General features: G+C 73.4%; 12 protein-coding genes. 6 read left to right on the top strand and 6 right to left on the bottom strand.

Annotated features, from left to right (window positions below):
- Positions 1-251 precede the first annotated feature (251 nt).
- The 3 genes from QK440_RS07120 to hutU form a co-directional block, all read right to left on the bottom strand.
- Positions 252-1,601: a formimidoylglutamate deiminase gene (locus QK440_RS07120; RefSeq protein WP_282792129.1), complete on the bottom strand. Its 1,350-nt coding sequence runs from the start codon at positions 1,599-1,601 to the stop codon at positions 252-254.
- Positions 1,598-2,800 (bottom strand): allantoate amidohydrolase, encoded by a 1,203-nt coding sequence (locus QK440_RS07115; RefSeq protein WP_282792128.1) that lies wholly within the window; start codon positions 2,798-2,800, stop codon positions 1,598-1,600. Before QK440_RS07115 ends, QK440_RS07120 begins: the two co-directional genes overlap by 4 nt.
- Positions 2,801-2,892: 92 nt before the next feature.
- Positions 2,893-4,551: a urocanate hydratase gene (hutU, locus tag QK440_RS07110; protein WP_282792123.1), complete on the bottom strand. Its 1,659-nt coding sequence runs from the start codon at positions 4,549-4,551 to the stop codon at positions 2,893-2,895.
- A 115-nt stretch (positions 4,552-4,666) separates the two neighbouring features.
- Between hutU and QK440_RS07105 the strand changes: the two genes are divergently transcribed.
- A complete protein-coding gene (locus QK440_RS07105; RefSeq protein WP_282792122.1) occupies positions 4,667-6,079 on the top strand; it encodes a diaminopimelate decarboxylase in 1,413 nt (470 codons plus the stop codon).
- Positions 6,080-6,370: 291 nt separating this feature from the next.
- Positions 6,371-7,738, top strand: a complete 1,368-nt coding sequence (locus tag QK440_RS07100) for an APC family permease (protein WP_282792121.1) — start codon at positions 6,371-6,373, stop codon at positions 7,736-7,738.
- 152 nt (positions 7,739-7,890) lie between these two features.
- Here QK440_RS07100 and QK440_RS07095 read toward each other — a convergent pair whose 3' ends face one another.
- A complete protein-coding gene (locus tag QK440_RS07095) occupies positions 7,891-8,844 on the bottom strand; it encodes an RNA polymerase sigma factor SigF (RefSeq protein ID WP_282792127.1) in 954 nt (317 codons plus the stop codon).
- Between the two features lie 274 nt (positions 8,845-9,118).
- On the opposite strand from QK440_RS07095, the gene QK440_RS07090 reads away from it, so the two are divergent.
- The 4 genes from QK440_RS07090 to QK440_RS07075 all read left to right on the top strand — a co-directional run bounded on the left by QK440_RS07090 (position 9,119) and on the right by QK440_RS07075 (position 12,385).
- Complete coding sequence (locus tag QK440_RS07090; RefSeq protein WP_282792120.1) at positions 9,119-9,487, top strand: STAS domain-containing protein; 369 nt, start codon at positions 9,119-9,121, stop codon at positions 9,485-9,487.
- Between the two features lie 332 nt (positions 9,488-9,819).
- The gene (locus QK440_RS07085; protein ID WP_282792119.1) at positions 9,820-10,332 is read left to right on the top strand and encodes an ATP-binding protein; all 513 of its coding nucleotides are present in this window, start codon (positions 9,820-9,822) and stop codon (positions 10,330-10,332) included.
- Positions 10,333-10,582: 250 nt separating this feature from the next.
- On the top strand, positions 10,583-11,326 hold the full coding sequence (locus QK440_RS07080; RefSeq protein ID WP_282792118.1) for an LPXTG cell wall anchor domain-containing protein: 744 nt from the start codon (positions 10,583-10,585) through the stop codon (positions 11,324-11,326).
- A 147-nt stretch (positions 11,327-11,473) separates the two neighbouring features.
- Positions 11,474-12,385, top strand: a complete 912-nt coding sequence (locus QK440_RS07075; protein ID WP_349239270.1) for a hypothetical protein — start codon at positions 11,474-11,476, stop codon at positions 12,383-12,385.
- A 268-nt stretch (positions 12,386-12,653) separates the two neighbouring features.
- On the opposite strand, the gene QK440_RS07070 is transcribed toward QK440_RS07075, so the two are convergent.
- Together QK440_RS07070 and QK440_RS07065 are read right to left on the bottom strand one after the other, a co-directional pair.
- Positions 12,654-13,508 (bottom strand): alpha/beta hydrolase, encoded by an 855-nt coding sequence (locus QK440_RS07070; protein WP_282792117.1) that lies wholly within the window; start codon positions 13,506-13,508, stop codon positions 12,654-12,656.
- A 162-nt stretch (positions 13,509-13,670) separates the two neighbouring features.
- Entirely contained in the window at positions 13,671-15,158 is a 1,488-nt protein-coding gene (locus QK440_RS07065; protein ID WP_282792116.1) for an oligopeptide:H+ symporter, read from the bottom strand.
- Positions 15,159-15,824: the final 666 nt, after the last annotated feature.

The following is a 15,824-nucleotide window of genomic DNA, read 5'->3' as shown; positions in this document are numbered from 1 at the left end:
GTAACCAGGGGCTGCCGCCCCTGGACCCCGCTTTTCGGCGCTCCGCGCCTCGTCCTCAAACGCCGGACGGGCTGGAATTTTCCGCCGAGCGCGGCTGAGATCTTCAGCCGTGTCCGCGCTGGAAGGCTCCGCTGGAGATCTTTCAGCCCGTCCGGCGTTTGAGGACGAGCGCGTCAGCGCGATTCGGGGGTCCAGGGGGCGGAGCCCCTGGTTACGGGAAAGGGGCGGGTCTGAGGCGCCCCCCGCGAGGCCTAGTGCAGCGCTGTCACCGCCCGGGTCAGGGCCGACGGGACGTCGGGGAGGAGGGTGTGGGCGCCGTCGCGGACGACGTGGCGGCCGCCGACCACGGTGTGCCGCACGTCCACCGCGCTCGCCGCGAACACCGCCACCTCCGCCCCGAGCCGCGGCGCGGCCCCCGCGGTCCGCACGGAGTCCAGCGCGACCGTCGCGAAGTCGGCGAGCGCCCCGGGCGCGAGGGCCCCGGCGTCGGCCCAGCCGAGCGCCGCGTGCCCGTCGGCCGACGCCGCCCGCAGCAGCGCCGCGGCCGTGAAGTGGCCGCGCGTGTGCGAGCGAAGACGCTCGTTCAGCTCCATCGCCCGCGCCTCCTCGAAGAGGTCGATGACGGCGTGGCTGTCGCTGCCGAGGGACAGCGGGCTGCCCGCCCGCTTCAGGGCGGGCGCGGGGCCGATGCCGTCGGCGAGGTCCCGCTCGGTGGTGGGGCACATGCAGGTGCCGGTGCCGGACCCGCCGATCAGCGCGATGTCCTCGTCGGTGAGGTGGGTGTTGTGGACGCCGGTGGTGCGCTCCCCGAGTACGCCGTGGTCGGCGAGCAGCCGCGTGGGCGTGCAGCCGTGGACGGCCAGGCACGCCTCGTTCTCGGCCCGCTGCTCGGACAGGTGCACGTGGAGCGGGGCCCGGCGCGCGGCGGCCCACTCCGCGACGGCGCCGAGCTGCCGCGCGGGCACGGCCCGTACGGAGTGGACGGCCGCGCCGATCCGGGCGTGCTCGCGGTCCTTCAGGAGCGACGCCCGCTCGGCCCAGGCCTGGGCCGTGCCGTCGGAGAAGCGGAGCTGGTGGTGGTCGGGCGGCGCGCCCGCGCCGGCGTCGCCGAGGCCGGAGGCCACGTACGCCGTGTCGAGCAGCGTGATGCGGATGCCCGCGTCGGCGGCGGCCGCGATCAGGGCCTCGCCCATGGCGTTGGGGTCGGCGTAGCGGGCGCCGCCCGGCGCGTGGTGCAGGTAGTGGAACTCGCCGACGGCGGTGACGCCCGCAAGGGCCATCTCGGCGTACACCGCCCGCGCGAGCGCGTGGTACGTCTCCGGCGTGAGCCGGTCGGCCACGGAGTACATGACCTCCCGCCACGTCCAGAACGTGCCGCTGCCGACCTGCGCGGTCGAGCGCAGCGCGCGGTGGAAGGCGTGGGAGTGGGCGTTGGCGAGGCCGGGCAGCGTCAGGCCGCGCAGCACCGTCGCGCCCGGCGGCGGGGCCGCCACGCCCGTGCGGACGGCCGCGATCCTGCCGTCCGCGCCCACGTCGAGCGCCACGCCCGGCTCCACCACGGGCTCCAGCCAGGCGTGCTCCGCCCAGTACGTGTGCGTCACCGGCACGCCAGGCCCTCCAGTACGTCGGCGAGTGCCCGCACCCCGGCCGCGCAGTCGTCCTCCACCGCGTGCTCGGCGGGGGAGTGCGAGACGCCCGTGGGGTTGCGGACGAACAGCATGGCAGTCGGGACGGACGCGGAGAGGATGCCCGCGTCGTGTCCCGCGCCGGTGCCGAGCACGGGGACGTCGCGGCCGGTGCGCTCGCGCAGGATCGCCCCGAGCTCGTCGCGCAGCGCGTGCGCGAACTCCACGACCGGGGTGAAGGACTCGCGGACGACGGTGAGGTCGACGCCGTGCCGGTCGGCGTACTCGCGGGCCGCCTTCTCCACGGCCGTCACGACCGTGTCGAGGGTGTCCTGGTCGGCGGCGCGCGAGTCCAGCCAGCCGCGCACCAGGGACGGGATGGCGTTGACGCCGTTCGGCTCGACGGAGATCTTGCCGAACGTGGCCACCGCGCCCGCGAGCTCCGCCTCCCGGCGGGCCGCGAGGACCGTCTCGGCGTAGCTCAGCATCGGGTCGCGGCGGTCGGCGAGCCGGGTGGTGCCCGCGTGGTTGGCCTCGCCGCGGAAGTCGAAGCGCCAGCGGCCGTGCGGCCAGATGGTACTGGCGATGCCCACCGGGTCGCCGGACAGGTCGAGGGCGCGGCCCTGCTCGACGTGCAGCTCCACGAACGCGCCGATCCGGGCGAGGCGCCCGGGGTCCGCGCCGATGGCCTCGGGGTCGTACCCGGCGGCCTCCATCGCCTCCGGCAGCCGTACGCCGTCACCGTCGCGCAGCTCGTACGCCTGCTCCTTGGTGAGCTGCCCGGCCGTGAGCCGGGAGCCGACGCAGGCCAGGCCGAAGCGGGCGCCCTCCTCGTCGCCGAAGTTCGTGACGGCGAGCGGCCGGGTGAACACCGCGCCACGGGCCCGGAGTTCGTCCAGCGCGGCGAAGGCGGACACCACGCCGAGGGGGCCGTCGAAGGCGCCGCCGTCCGGGACGGAGTCCAGGTGCGAGCCGGTGACGACGGCGTCGCCCGCGGCGGGGTCGCCGAGCCAGGCCCACTGGTTGCCGTTGCGGTCCGTCTCGTACGCCAGGCCGCGGCGCGCGGCCTGCTCCTGGAACCAGGTGCGGCAGTCGGCGTCCGCGCCGGTCCAGGCCGAGCGGCGGTAGCCGCCGGTGCCGCGGTCGCGCCCGACGGGGTGCAGCTCGCGCCACATCTCCTGGAAGGACGGGGGGTTCCCCAAGGCCGCCCCGGCCGGGGAGTCAGCCCCTTTGGCGCCGGAGGACGGGGCCGAGGGCCGGTCCGCTGTCACTCGCCCTCCCGCATCGGCACCCGCACGCCGCGCTCCGACGCGACCGCCTCCGCGCCCTCGTAGCCCGCGTCCACGTGCCGGATCACGCCCATGCCCGGGTCGTTCGTCAGGACGCGGCGGATCTTCTCGGCGCCGAGCGCCGTGCCGTCGGCGACCGTGACCTGGCCCGCGTGGATCGAGCGGCCCATGCCGACGCCGCCGCCGTGGTGGATCGACACCCAGCTCGCGCCCGAGGCCACGTTCACCATGGCGTTGAGCAGCGGCCAGTCGGCGATGGCGTCGGAGCCGTCGCGCATGCCCTCGGTCTCGCGGTACGGGGAGGCGACGGAGCCGCAGTCGAGGTGGTCGCGGCCGATGGCGAGGGGGGCCTGGAGCTCGCCGGAGGCCACCATGTCGTTGAAGCGCTCGCCCGCCTTGTCGCGCTCGCCGTAGCCGAGCCAGCAGATCCGGGCGGGCAGGCCCTGGAAGTGGACGCGCTCGCCCGCCATCTTGATCCAGCGGTGCAGCGACTCGTTCTCCGGGAAGAGGTCCAGGATCGCCTTGTCCGTCTTGGCGATGTCCGAGGCCTCACCCGAGAGCGCCGCCCACCGGAACGGGCCCTTGCCCTCGCAGAACAGCGGCCTGATGTACGCGGGCACGAAGCCGGGGAAGGCGAACGCGCGCTCGTAGCCCGCCAGTTGGGCCTCGCCGCGGATGGAGTTGCCGTAGTCGAAGACCTCGGCGCCCGCGTCCATGAAGCCGACCATGGCCTCGACGTGCCGGGCCATGGACTCACGGGCCCGCGTGGTGAAGCCCGCCGGGTCCTTGGCCGCGTACGCCGCCATGTCGTCGAAGTCCACGCCGAGCGGCAGGTACGACAGCGGGTCGTGGGCGGACGTCTGGTCCGTGACGATGTCGATCGGCGCGCCCTCGGCGAGCATCCGCGGCAGCAGCTCCGCGGCGTTGCCGAGCAGGCCGATCGACAGCGGGCGGCGGGCGTCGCGGGCCTCGGTGGCGAGCTGGAGCGCGTGCTCCAGGGAGTCGGCCCGCACGTCCAGGTACTTGTGCTCGATGCGGCGCTCGATGGCGCGCGGGTCGCAGTCGACACAGATCGCCACGCCGTCGTTCATGGTGACGGCGAGCGGCTGGGCGCCGCCCATGCCGCCGAGGCCGGCGGTCAGCGTGATGGTCCCGGCGAGGGTGCCGCCGAACTTCTTCGCCGCGACCGCCGCGAACGTCTCGTACGTGCCCTGGAGGATGCCCTGGGTGCCGATGTAGATCCACGAACCGGCCGTCATCTGGCCGTACATGGTCAGGCCGAGGGCCTCCAGGCGGCGGAACTCCTCCCAGTTCGCCCAGTCGCCGACCAGGTTGGAGTTGGCGATGAGCACGCGCGGCGCCCACTCGTGGGTCTGCATGACGCCGACGGGGCGGCCGGACTGGACGAGCATCGTCTCGTCCTGCTTGAGGGTCTTCAGGGTGCGCACCATCGCGTCGAAGGACCGCCAGTCGCGGGCCGCCCTGCCCGTGCCGCCGTAGACGACGAGCTTGTCGGGGTGCTCCGCGACCTCGGGGTCGAGGTTGTTCTGGAGCATGCGCAGCGCGGCCTCCTGCTGCCAGCCCAGGGCGCTCAGTTCGGTGCCGCGCGGCGCTCGTACGGGCCTCGGTCCTGACATGGCGGTGCCTCCTCCTGCTGTGACCTTGTTATTCACATCCTGGTGACGTGAATAGGACTAGTCAATAGCGGCGTACGGCCAGCGCCCGCGGCGCCCGGGTGATTGCCTGGAGCACATGAGCCTCGATCACGACACGGCCGGTACGGCCGGCCCGGGCCAGGGCGTCCCCGCCCCCGCCGACGGCGCCCCGCTCCCCGGCGGCTCCGCCCGCGCACGGCGCGACCTCGCCGTCCGCGCCGCCGTCGACCAGGGCGTCCTCGGCCCCGACGCCCCCGTGGCCGGCCTCCTCGACGTCACCGGCATCCGCGCCTCCGCGGCCGCCCTCGCCGCGGCCTTCGCGGCCGTCACCCCGCCCGGCACCCCCGTCCTGCACGCCTTCGCCGTGAAGGCCACGCCCCTGATGCCCGTGCTGCGGCTGCTGCACGAGGCCGGGATCGGCGCCGAGGTGGCCAGCCCCGGCGAGCTGGCCCTGGCCCGCGCCGCCGGGGTGCCGCCCGCGCGCACCGTCCTCGACTCGCCCGCCAAGACCCCCGCCGAGCTGCGCGAGGCCCTCGCCCTCGGCATCGCCGTCAACGCCGACAACCCGCAGGAGCTGGCCCGCATCGACGCCCTGGTCCGCTCGGCGCCCACCGCCTCGCCGCTCGGCGTCCGCGTGAACCCGCAGGTCGGCGGCGGCTCCATCGGCGCGCTCTCCACGGCCACCGCCACCTCCAAGTTCGGCGTGCCGCTGCGGGACGAGGGCGCCCGCGACCGGCTCGTCCAGGCCTTCCTCGACCGGCCGTGGCTGACCCGGCTGCACGCCCACTCCGGCTCCCAGGGCATGCCCCTGGACCTGCTCGTCCAGGGCGTGGAGGCCACGTACGAACTCGCCGAGGAGATCAACGCCCGCGCCGGGCGCCGCCAGGTCGACACCGTCGACATCGGCGGCGGGCTGCCCGTCAACTTCGGCTCCGACGACGAGCGGCCCACGCACGCGGAGTACGCCCGCCTGCTCAAGGAGCGCGTACCCGGCCTGCTCGACGGGCGCTACGGCCTCGTCACCGAGTTCGGCCGCTCGCTGCTCGCCAAGCACGGCGTGCTGCTGGCCCGCGTCGAGTACGTGAAGCAGGCGGGCGGGCGGGCCGTCGCGGTGACCCACGCGGGCGTCCAGTCGGCCACCCGCACGGTGTACGCGCCCGAGTCCTGGCCGCTCAGGATCGTCGCCTACGACGCCGCGGGCCGCCCCAGGCAGGGGCCCGCCACCGGCCAGGACGTCGCCGGTCCCGCCTGCTTCGCGGGCGACCTGCTCGCCACCGACCGGCCGCTGCCGCCGCTCGCCGCGGGCGACCTGGTGGCGGCGCTCGACACCGGCGCGTACTACTTCGCGCACCACTACTCGTACAACAGCCTGCCCCGGCCCGCCGTGCACGGGTACGCGGTGGGCGCCGACGGCACGGTCCGCTTCTCGCGCGTGCGCGCGCAGCAGACCACGCGGGAGATCGTCGCGGAGGCGGGCGGCGAGGCGCCGGACGCGCTGCGCGGGCTGTAGCGCGCACGAGCGGCCGACGGGTGCCGGAGGACGTCGGCGGACGACGACGGTCGTCGACGGGTGCCGACGGATACCGGCGGGCGCCGCCGGTCGCGGCCCCCGTCCCGCCGTCGCACCCGCCACCGCCCCAGCCACCGCCCCCGCCCTCGTCCGCACCCTCGTCCGCGCCCCGTCCCCGACGCCGGAGAGACCCCCGATGACCTCTGAGTTTCCTCAACTCCCGCATTCCGACGGCCCGTCAGGGGCAAGAGCTCCTTCTCACGGTCCACGCCATGTTCGGGGGAGGCTCCTGTGACGACCTCAGGAACGAGCAGCGCCACCGCGCACCCGCCCGCCGAAGAGCCCGGCCTGCGCCGGGTCCTCGGCCCGAAACTGCTGATCCTCTTCGTGATCGGCGACATCCTCGGCACCGGCATCTACGCCACCACCGGCAAGGTCGCCGGGAAGGTGGGCGGCGCGCTGTGGCTGCCCTTCCTCATCGGCTTCGTCGTGGCGATCCTGACGGCCGCCTCGTACGTGGAGCTGGTCGGCAAGTACCCGAAGGCGGCGGGCGCCGCCCTCTACACGCAGAAGGCGTTCAAGGTCCCGTTCCTGACCTTCATCGTCGCCTTCATGGTCATGTGCTCGGGCCTGTCGTCGGCGAGCGCCGCCGCCCGCGCCTTCAGCGGCGACTACCTGAGCGAGCTGACCGGCGACGCGCTGCCGCCGACGCTGATCGCGATCGCGTTCATCCTCGCCCTCGCCGCGCTGAACCTGCGCGGGGTGTCGGAGTCGGTGAAGACGAACGTGGTGCTGACGCTCGTCGAGCTGACCGGACTCATGATCATCCTCGCCATCGGCGCCTGGGCGGTCCTGACCGGCGACGGGGAGCCCGGCCGGCTCACCGAGTTCGAGTCGGACGGCTCCGGCTACGCGCTGATGACGGGCATCCTGGGCGCCACCGCGCTCGGCTTCTTCGCCTTCGTCGGCTTCGAGGACTCGGTGAACATGGCCGAGGAGACCAAGGACCCCACCCGCACCTTCCCCCGCGCGATCTTCATCGGCGTGGCGGTGACCGGCACCATCTACGTCCTGGTCGCCCTGGTCTCGTCCCTGCTGGTGGACCACGGGACCCTGGAGGGCTCCAGCGGCCCGCTGCTCGAGGTCGTCAAGGCGGGCGGCGTGGACTTCCCGCACAAGCTCTTCGCGCTCATCGCGCTGTTCGCGGTCACCAACTCGGCGCTGATCAACATCATGATGGCCTCCCGCCTCTGCTACGGGATGGCCAACGAGCGCATCCTGCCGCGCGCCATGGGGCGCGTCCTGGCCCGCCGCCGCACGCCCGTCACGGGCATCGTCTTCGTGTCCCTGCTGGCGATCGGCCTGGTCTCCACCGGCGAGATCGAGGGGCTCGGCGACACCACGGCGTTCCTGCTCCTGTGCGTGTTCGCCGTCGTCAACGTCGCGGTCCTCGTACTGCGCCGCGACCGTGTGGAGCACCGGCACTTCCGGACCCCGACCGCGCTGCCCGTCCTCGGCGCGATCACCGCGCTGATCCTGGCCAGCCCGCTGGCCGACCGGCCCGCCGACGTCTACATCCGCGCCGGGGTGCTGCTCGCGATCGGCATCGCCCTGTGGGGGGTGAACAAGCTGGTGATGAGGGCGCGGCCGGTGGATTAGAACGGGAACCGGCGGGCACCCGAACCCTGACGCGAGCCGGGGCCCCGCCCCCCGGGCCCCGGCGCGCCGTCGGGCGGCGGCACGGGGGTCCAGGGGGCGGGGCCCCAGGGCGTGAGGGAAGGGCGGGTCCGGGGACACCGCGCCGGGCGCGGCTACTCCTCGACCGTCAGGCCCTTGCGCAGGCGCACCAGCGTGCGGGAGAGCAGGCGCGACACGTGCATCTGCGAGATGCCGAGCTCCTCGCCGATCTCCGACTGCGTCATGTTCGCCACGAACCGCAGCGAGAGGATCTTGCGGTCCCGCGGCGCCAGTTCCGCGATGAGCGGCTTCAGGGACTCGACGTACTCGATGCCTTCGAGGCCGTGGTCCTCGTAGCCGATGCGGTCGGCGAGCGCGCCTTCGGAGTCGTCCTCCTCGGGCTGCGCGTCCAGCGAACTCGCGGTGTAGGCGTTGGACGCGGCCATGCCCTCGACGACCTCGTCGTGCGTGAGGCCGAGGCGCTCGGCGAGCTCGGCCACCGTCGGCGCGCGGTCGAGCTGCTGGGCGAGCTCGTCACCCGCCTTGGCGAGGTCGAGCCGCAGCTCCTGCAGGCGCCGCGGGACGCGGACCGACCACGACGTGTCGCGGAAGAAGCGCTTGATCTCGCCGACGATCGTCGGCATCGCGAAGGTGGGGAACTCCACACCGCGGCTGAGCTCGAAGCGGTCAATGGCCTTGATGAGGCCGATGGTGCCGACCTGGATGATGTCCTCCATCGGCTCGCTGCGGGAGCGGAACCGGGAGGCGGCGAACTTGACGAGCGCCAGGTTCAGTTCGACCAGGGTGTTGCGCACGTACGCGTGGGCGTGCGTGCCCTCTTCGAGGGACTCGAGCCGCTCGAAGAGCGTCTTGGACAGGGCTCGCGCGTCGAGCGCGCCCACCTCGTCGTACGGGGGGATCTCGGGGAGCCCGGAGAGGCACTCGGGCCGCTCGCCGGCGAGCGCCTTGTCCGTGCGGACCGGCGGCAGGGCTTCGGCGGCGGGGCCGGGGATCGTGGGTCGGGCGGGGTTCGGCGGGGGTGTCGACGTCGCTTGGTCAGTTCGCGATTCGTCGAGCCGGGGTGACATGGTGTCCTCCATCGTTCTCGGCATATGGCTGCCGATGCCACTACGTGCACTGCGGTGTGCGGCGCCTCCATGGCCGTCCGGGTCGAGTGGTGTCTCTTCTACCCCTACCCGCTTCCGCGGAGGCATCGCAAGTGCGCTTCGTGGCGAAATGTCGGAATTCAGGGGGATGTTCGGGTACCCCGAGGCGTACGGAAGGCGTAATGTTCAGGGGCGTCATCGTGCGCCACGGCGCGCGTCAGGGAACAACTCACGACGGTCGGAAGAGAGTGACGGCATGGACCGCGGGACGGTCGGCAGTGCACACAGGGGCCGGCTTCTGGTGGAAGTCCGGAAAGAGGGCAGCGGTGCCGTCGTGACGCCGGTGGGTGAGCTCGATCACCACACCGCCGATCTGCTGCGGGAGCCGCTGGAAGGCTGCGTCGACGAGGGCTTCTCACGCCTCGTGGTGGATTGCTCACGGCTGGAGTTCTGCGACTCCACGGGGTTGAACGTGCTCCTGGGCGCCCGGCTCAAGGCCGAGGCGGCGGGTGGAGCGGTGCATCTGGCCGGTATGCAGCCGGTGGTCGCCCGGGTCTTCGAGATCACCGGGGCGGACGCCGTCTTCACCGTCCACGAGACGCTGGAAGCGGCGCTCGCCGACTGAGCGCCACCTGTTTTCGTGGGGAGCGTGAGACGCGTGGGAAACAGTGGGACGTATGAAGTGAAGCGTTATGCGTCAGCCGTCACTCTGTGACCAATGCGTTATGGGCGCCACACGGTATCTGCAGAATCCATGGGTGTCCGCACGGATCGGCCGGGCAGAAGTCACCCAGTATCCGTCGGCGGCCGGTGTCCGGCGGCCGGTGGTTCGTATGACACAACAAACGTCAGAAACGACAAGCGGCCGGGGAGCGGCCGGGTGGGCCAGCGACCCGCCGCCGGGGGCCGCGGCCCGTCACTTGTCCAGAGTCCTCTTGTCGGTGAGGTGAAGTGCTGATGAGCGCCACCCGGCCTTACTCGCCGGGCGACCGTGGCCCGGACCCGGAGGCCGCTGTCGCGGACGCTCCCGCGCACCCGGCCCCCGGGCCCGCGGGCCGTCAGGTCCGCAGGCTCAGCCTGGAGGGTGCCAGTGGCGTGGTGCCGCTCGCGCGGGACTTCACCCGCGAGGCGCTGCACGCCTGGGGCTGGCTGCCCGCGGCCACCGCCGACCGCCGGGCCGCCGCGGAGGACGTCCTGCTCGTCGTCTCCGAGCTGGTCACCAACGCCTGCCTGCACGCCGAGGGGCCCGACGAGCTCGGGCTCTCCTGCGACGCCGACAGGAAGGTGCTCCGCATCGAGGTCTCCGACCGCGGCGCCGGCCGGCCCGAGCCGCGCACGCCGCACCGCGCCGGGCGGCCCGGCGGGCACGGCATGTTCATCGTGCAGCGGCTCTGCCTCGACTGGGGCGTCGTCCGGGCCCCCGGCGCGACGGGCAAGTCGGTGTGGGCGGAGCTGGAGGCGCCGAGCTAGGGGTACGCGCCCCCTGCCCCGGGCCGCGCGCCCGGACGACCACGGCTGCCGAGCCTCTCGGGACGCGCCGGATCCCCACGGATCCGGCGCGTCCTCATGTCCGCATGTCGTCCCCCGTCTTCGTCTTCCTCCCTGTGTCTTCCCTCGGCAAGGTCCCCGGCGTACCTTGAGCGCCCGATCTGATGTGCCGTCAGCTAAAGCGGCCGTGCGGCACGGATCCGCCCGCACCACGGCATGAGGGGAAGACGAGGTGTCGTACCAGAAACAGCCCGCCGCGCTCGTGGTCACCGCCGCTCTGGCCGGATCGGCCCTGCTGCTGACCGCACCCGCCGCGCGGGCCGAGGTCCAGGACGTGGACTACCAGTGCAGGACGCCCATCGGGAACAAGGGCGCCGTCTCGCCGATCGACATCAAGAGCACCAGGAGCGGCGCCGGCCACAAGCTCACGATGTCCTTCCAGAAGGGCGTCTCCTCCAGCCCCGTCGAACTCGGCAAGGGCGCCATGAAGCCGAGCGCGGTCATCGAGCTGGGCGGCGCGGACAAGGGCACCGTCACGGTGTCCGGGCCGCCCAACGCCGAGCCCGTCCCGGCCAACACCCCCATCAAGATCAGCACCCTGACGGGCACGTACACGCCCGAGAAGTCCGGCAAGGTCACCTTCACCGCCGGGGTCCTCACCATCAAGGCCCTCGGTACGACGACCACGTGCACCCCCGCGAACGACCCGAAGCCGTCGCTCACCCTGGACGTCCGGAAGGCGGGCGGCTCCGACGCGGGCTCCGGCTCCGGCTCCGACGCGGGCTCCGCGCCCGGCGCGGGCTCCGGCTCGGACGCCTCGGACGGCGCGCGGGACACCCCGTCCGGGGACGAGGAGCTGCCGCGGACCGGACCCGCGGACTCCACCCTCGCGCTCGGCACGCTCGGCGGCACCGTGCTGCTCGTGGGCGCGGCCGGGGTGCTGTGGCTGACGCGGCGGAACCGGGCGGGAGGCTGAGCGGGTCCCCGCCGGGCACGGCTCCCCGTCCGGGCGGGCGGCTGAGCGGGTCCCGCCGGGCCGTCACGGGGACGGGAGGCGAGCGGTGCAGGTGGGGCGAGCGGTGAGGGTGGGTGAGCGGTGAAGGTGGGGCGGAGGCGGCCGGGCGTGTACGCCCTCGCCGTGGTCCTGGCGCTCCTCGGGTACGCCGTGACCGCCCGGGGCACGGCTGCCGCGGACACGCGCGGGCCCGCCGTCACCCTCTCCAGGGCCCAGGCCGGGACCGGCGGCTCGGTCACCGTCACCGGCGCGGGGTGGCGGCCCCGCGCGCTGCTCATGCTGCTCGTGTGCGGACAGGCCGCGCCCGCGGGCGGTGTGCCCGGCGGAACCGGCTCCTGCGCCCACTCCCGTGGCCGGGCCGTCACCACCGACGGCGACGGCGCCTTCCGGCGGCACCTGCCCGTCACCGAGCCGCCCCGGCCCTGCCCGTGCGTGGTGCGCGTCGCCACCGTGACCGGCGCCAAGGCCACCGCGACCGCCCCACTGACGATCGCCGGGCATCCGGTGCGGGCGCTGCCGAAGCCGCGCGGCGGCCGCCTCGCGGTCCTCGGGGAGCCCCGGCTGGACGGGGCGGACGGCGTCCTGACGTGGTTCGGGGCCGCGCCCTCGCGGCGGCTCGTGCTCACCGTGGGCAACAGGGGCTCCACGCCGGTCGTCGACCCCGTCTTCCGGATCGGCGCCGCCCACGGCGTGCGGGCCCCGCGCTGGGAGGAACAGCAGTGGCGCGGCACGGTCGCCCCCGGCGGCAAGGCCAGGATCAGCCTCCCGGTGGAGCTGCCGGCGGGCGCCCACGGCGACCACATGGTCGCGCTCCGCCACGGCACCGAACTCCTGGCCGAACACCCCTGGAAGGTCGGCCGCCCCTGGGGCGTACCGCTGTTCTGGACCTTGCTGTGCCTGGTGGCAGCCGCAGCCACCGTCCGCACCATCACACTGCTCACCCGGTGGGGCGCCCTGAAAGGAACGCGGGGCCCCGAAGGAAAACGCAACGCCCCCGACGAGTCACTACGCCCGCGGTGAGCGCCTCAAAAGGGGCGCGGGGAACGGCGCGCCCAGCCCAGGACGGCGGTCGGCAGGCAACACCACCAAAGGGACGAAACGCCACCGGCCCCGACCAGTCACTCCGCTCGGGGTGAGCGCCCCGAAAGGGGCGCGGGGAACTGCGCGCCCAGCCCAGGACGACCCGCGCCCAAGACACCACCGCAGGAAAGCACAGGAAAGTGCAGAGAAGCACAGGGCGGCGGAGGGAAGCGGAGGGAAGCGCAGGAAAGCGGAGGGCACCGCGGCCTCACCCGCGGGCGCGGGCCCGCAGCCACCGCAGAACGCCTTCGGCGAGCCCCCGCTCCCGCAGGAGCGGCCCACCATGCGCATCCCCCGGCACCGTCCGCACGGTCACGTCCTCCAGCCCCGCACGACGCTGCGCAGCAGCCAGCTCGGCCGCGTGCGCGGGCGGCACGAAGTCGCCCGCCGAGTGCACCAGGTACAGCGGAGCGTCCCGCGCGCCGGAGGCGTGCGAGGCGGCCGTCATGTCGTCCCACCGCTCCCGGCACCGCGCCCCCGCGCGGTCGGGCACGCACCCGGCGAGCCGCTCCGCCGCCCGGGCCAGCCCCCGCCGCTCGGGCGGGGCGTCCGGCCGGGTGCCGTCGAGCCAGGCCCGGTACGGCGAGGCCACGGGGGACAGCGCGGCGACGCCCCGCGCGTACGCCCGGCCCTCGCCGTACGCGCCGACGCTCACCGCGAGGTGCCCGCCCGCCGACGAGCCGAGCAGCAGCGGCTTCCCGGCGCGCGGGCCCGCGTGGCGGGCGACCCAGCGCAGCGCGGCCAGGACATCCGTGCGCTGCGCGGGCCAGACGGCGTCCGAGGAGAGCCGGTAGTCGGTCTCGTACACCGTGAAGCCGCGCGCGGCGAACCACCGCGACCAGCCGCTCCAGTCGGTGTCCCGCGCCCACGACCCGCCGTGCAGGACCACCAGGGCCGGGCCGCCGGTGCCGTACACCGTGATCGTCTGGCGCGGGTGCGGGCCGTAGGCGTGCATGCGCGGCGGCTGCGGCCCGGCGGACGGACGGGACGCCTCCGCGGCGGTGCCGGACGACAGGAGGGCGCCGCACAGGGCGAGGGTCAGGAGCGTACGACGTACGGTCATGGCCCGATGGTCCCCGGCCCGGGCCCGCCGGGCGGCGGGAAACGCCAAGGGCCACCGCACCGGGTGGTGCGGCGGCCCTCAGTTCGTACGGCCTTCAGCCCGCAGGCCGCGTACGCCCCGTACGCCTCGTACGCCTCGTACGGCGTACGCGCGGCGGCGGTGTCAGTTCACGTCGCCCATGAGCGTCTTGACCTTCTTGCGGTACATGTAGACCGCGAGGCCCGCGACGACGGCGAGGGTCGCCTCCATGCCCACGACGCCGGTCTTGTTCAGGTCGACGCCCGCGGTGGAGAGCAGGCTGGTGGTGCAGTCACCGGCGGTGACGGCGAGGAACCAGACGCCCAGCATCTGCGAGGCGTACTTCCCCGGGGCCATCTTCGTGGTGACCGACAGGCCGACCGGGGAGACGCACAGCTCACCGACGGTGTGCATGAAGTAGATCGCCACCATCCAGTACGCGCCGACCTTCTCGCCGTCCGCGGCCATGGTCAGCGGGATCAGGAAGACGAAGAACGAGGCACCGATCAGGACCAGGCCGGAGGCGAACTTCACCACCGTGCTCGGCTCCTTGCCGCTGCGGTTCAGCGCCAGCCACAGCCACGCGAAGACCGGGGCCAGCGCCATGATCAGGACCGGGTTGACCGACTGGTACCAGGAGACCGGGAAGTCGAAGCCGAGGATCGTGGTGTCCGTGGAGTTCTTGCCGAACAGGGCCACGGTGGACGCGCCCTGGTCGAAGATCATCCAGAAGACGGCCGCGGCCACGAAGAACCAGATGTACGCGGTCATCCTGGACTGCTCGACCTGCGACAGCTCCTTGTCGCGCTTGATGCGCGTGAGCACCGAGATCGGGATGACCAGGCCGAGGATCGCGATCGGGACCGTCGCCCAGTTCAGGGTGTAGACACCGGTGGCGACCGTGACGCCGTAGAAGACGACCGCGGCGATGACCCACAGCATGGCCTTGCGGAGCAGGCCCATCAGCTCCGGCTTCTCCACCGGCTTCGGCACGACGGCGCTGCGCTCGCTCAGGTGGCGCCCGCCGAGCAGGAACTGCACCAGGCCGAGGCCCATGCCGACGGCGGCGAGGGCGAAGCCCAGGTGCCAGTTCACCTTCTCACCGACCGTGCCGATGGCCAGCGGCGCGATGAAGGCGCCCATGTTGATGCCGATGTAGAACAGCGTGAAGCCGCCGTCGCGGCGCGGGTCGTCCGGGCCGTCGTAGAGGTGGCCGACCATCGTGGAGATGTTGGCCTTCAGCAGGCCGGAGCCGATCGCGACCAGGATGAGGCCGAAGAAGAACATCGCCTGGCCGGGCAGGGCGAGGGTGACGTGACCGGCCATGATCACCAGGGCGGCGATCGTGATCGTCTTGCGCGGGCCCCACAGGCGGTCCGCGAACCAGCCGCCCGGCATGGCGAGCAGGTAGACCATCGCCATGTAGATCGAGAAGATCGCCGTGGCGGTGGCGGCGTTCATGTTCATGCCGCCGGGCGCGACCAGGTACAGGGGGAGCAGGGCCTTCATGCCGTAGAAGCTGAAGCGCTCCCACATCTCGGTCATGAAGAGTGTGGCCAGGCCGCGGGGGTGGCCGAAGAAGGTCTTCTCGGTGCCGGAGCCGGCCGAGTCCTTCGTCAGGCTGGTCGCCATGGGTCGATCCTCGTGGGTGTCGGGACGCGTGTGGCGTGACGCCATGGGCGCGCCCGGTGGGGGCGGTCGGCACCGGCGCCGTCCCGTCCACCCCCTCGCCTGAAGGGGGTTTCGTCCCGCTGCGCGCGGACACGAGAGACGGAGACACCGAGATCCACACCCCGACGCCTCATCGCGTACGGGGCCCGACCACAGGTCATTCCTTCCAGGCTGGCGAAGGCCAGCCCGCACACAGAAGAGACCCTTGGCGCGCAATAGCGGGCCAAAGGTCCTTGAGTAGTGCTACAGGCGTCTCGACACCATACGACACCACAGAGCGTGATTTGGAAGGACTTGAGACATGGATCACAGGTGACCTTGGAACCAACCTCGCACAATCCAAGGTGTCTGTGAGATGTCCCCAAGGATCGCATCCCGGAACTTGATCTTCCGAGGGGTGTGGGTGGGGCGGTGGCCGCGCTGTCGGTGCGTGGTCGGTGCGTGGCCGGTGTGTAACCGGTGCGTCGTGGCGGCGTGGTGCGTCGCGGTGCGCCGTGGTGTGCGTGGTCGGGGCCGGCGTCGTGCGGGGCCGACGTCGGCGGGGTGGCGTGGCCGGGCCGGGCCCCGTGCTCGGCGATCACCGTGCGATCAGCCTTCGGAGCTTGTCCGCCGCGGACTACCATCACC

This window comes from Streptomyces sp. CC224B (assembly GCF_030010595.1).
In the GTDB taxonomy this organism is placed as follows: Bacteria; Actinomycetota; Actinomycetes; order Streptomycetales; family Streptomycetaceae; genus Streptomyces; species Streptomyces longispororuber.
This window is presented reverse-complemented; position numbering and strand designations above follow the sequence as displayed.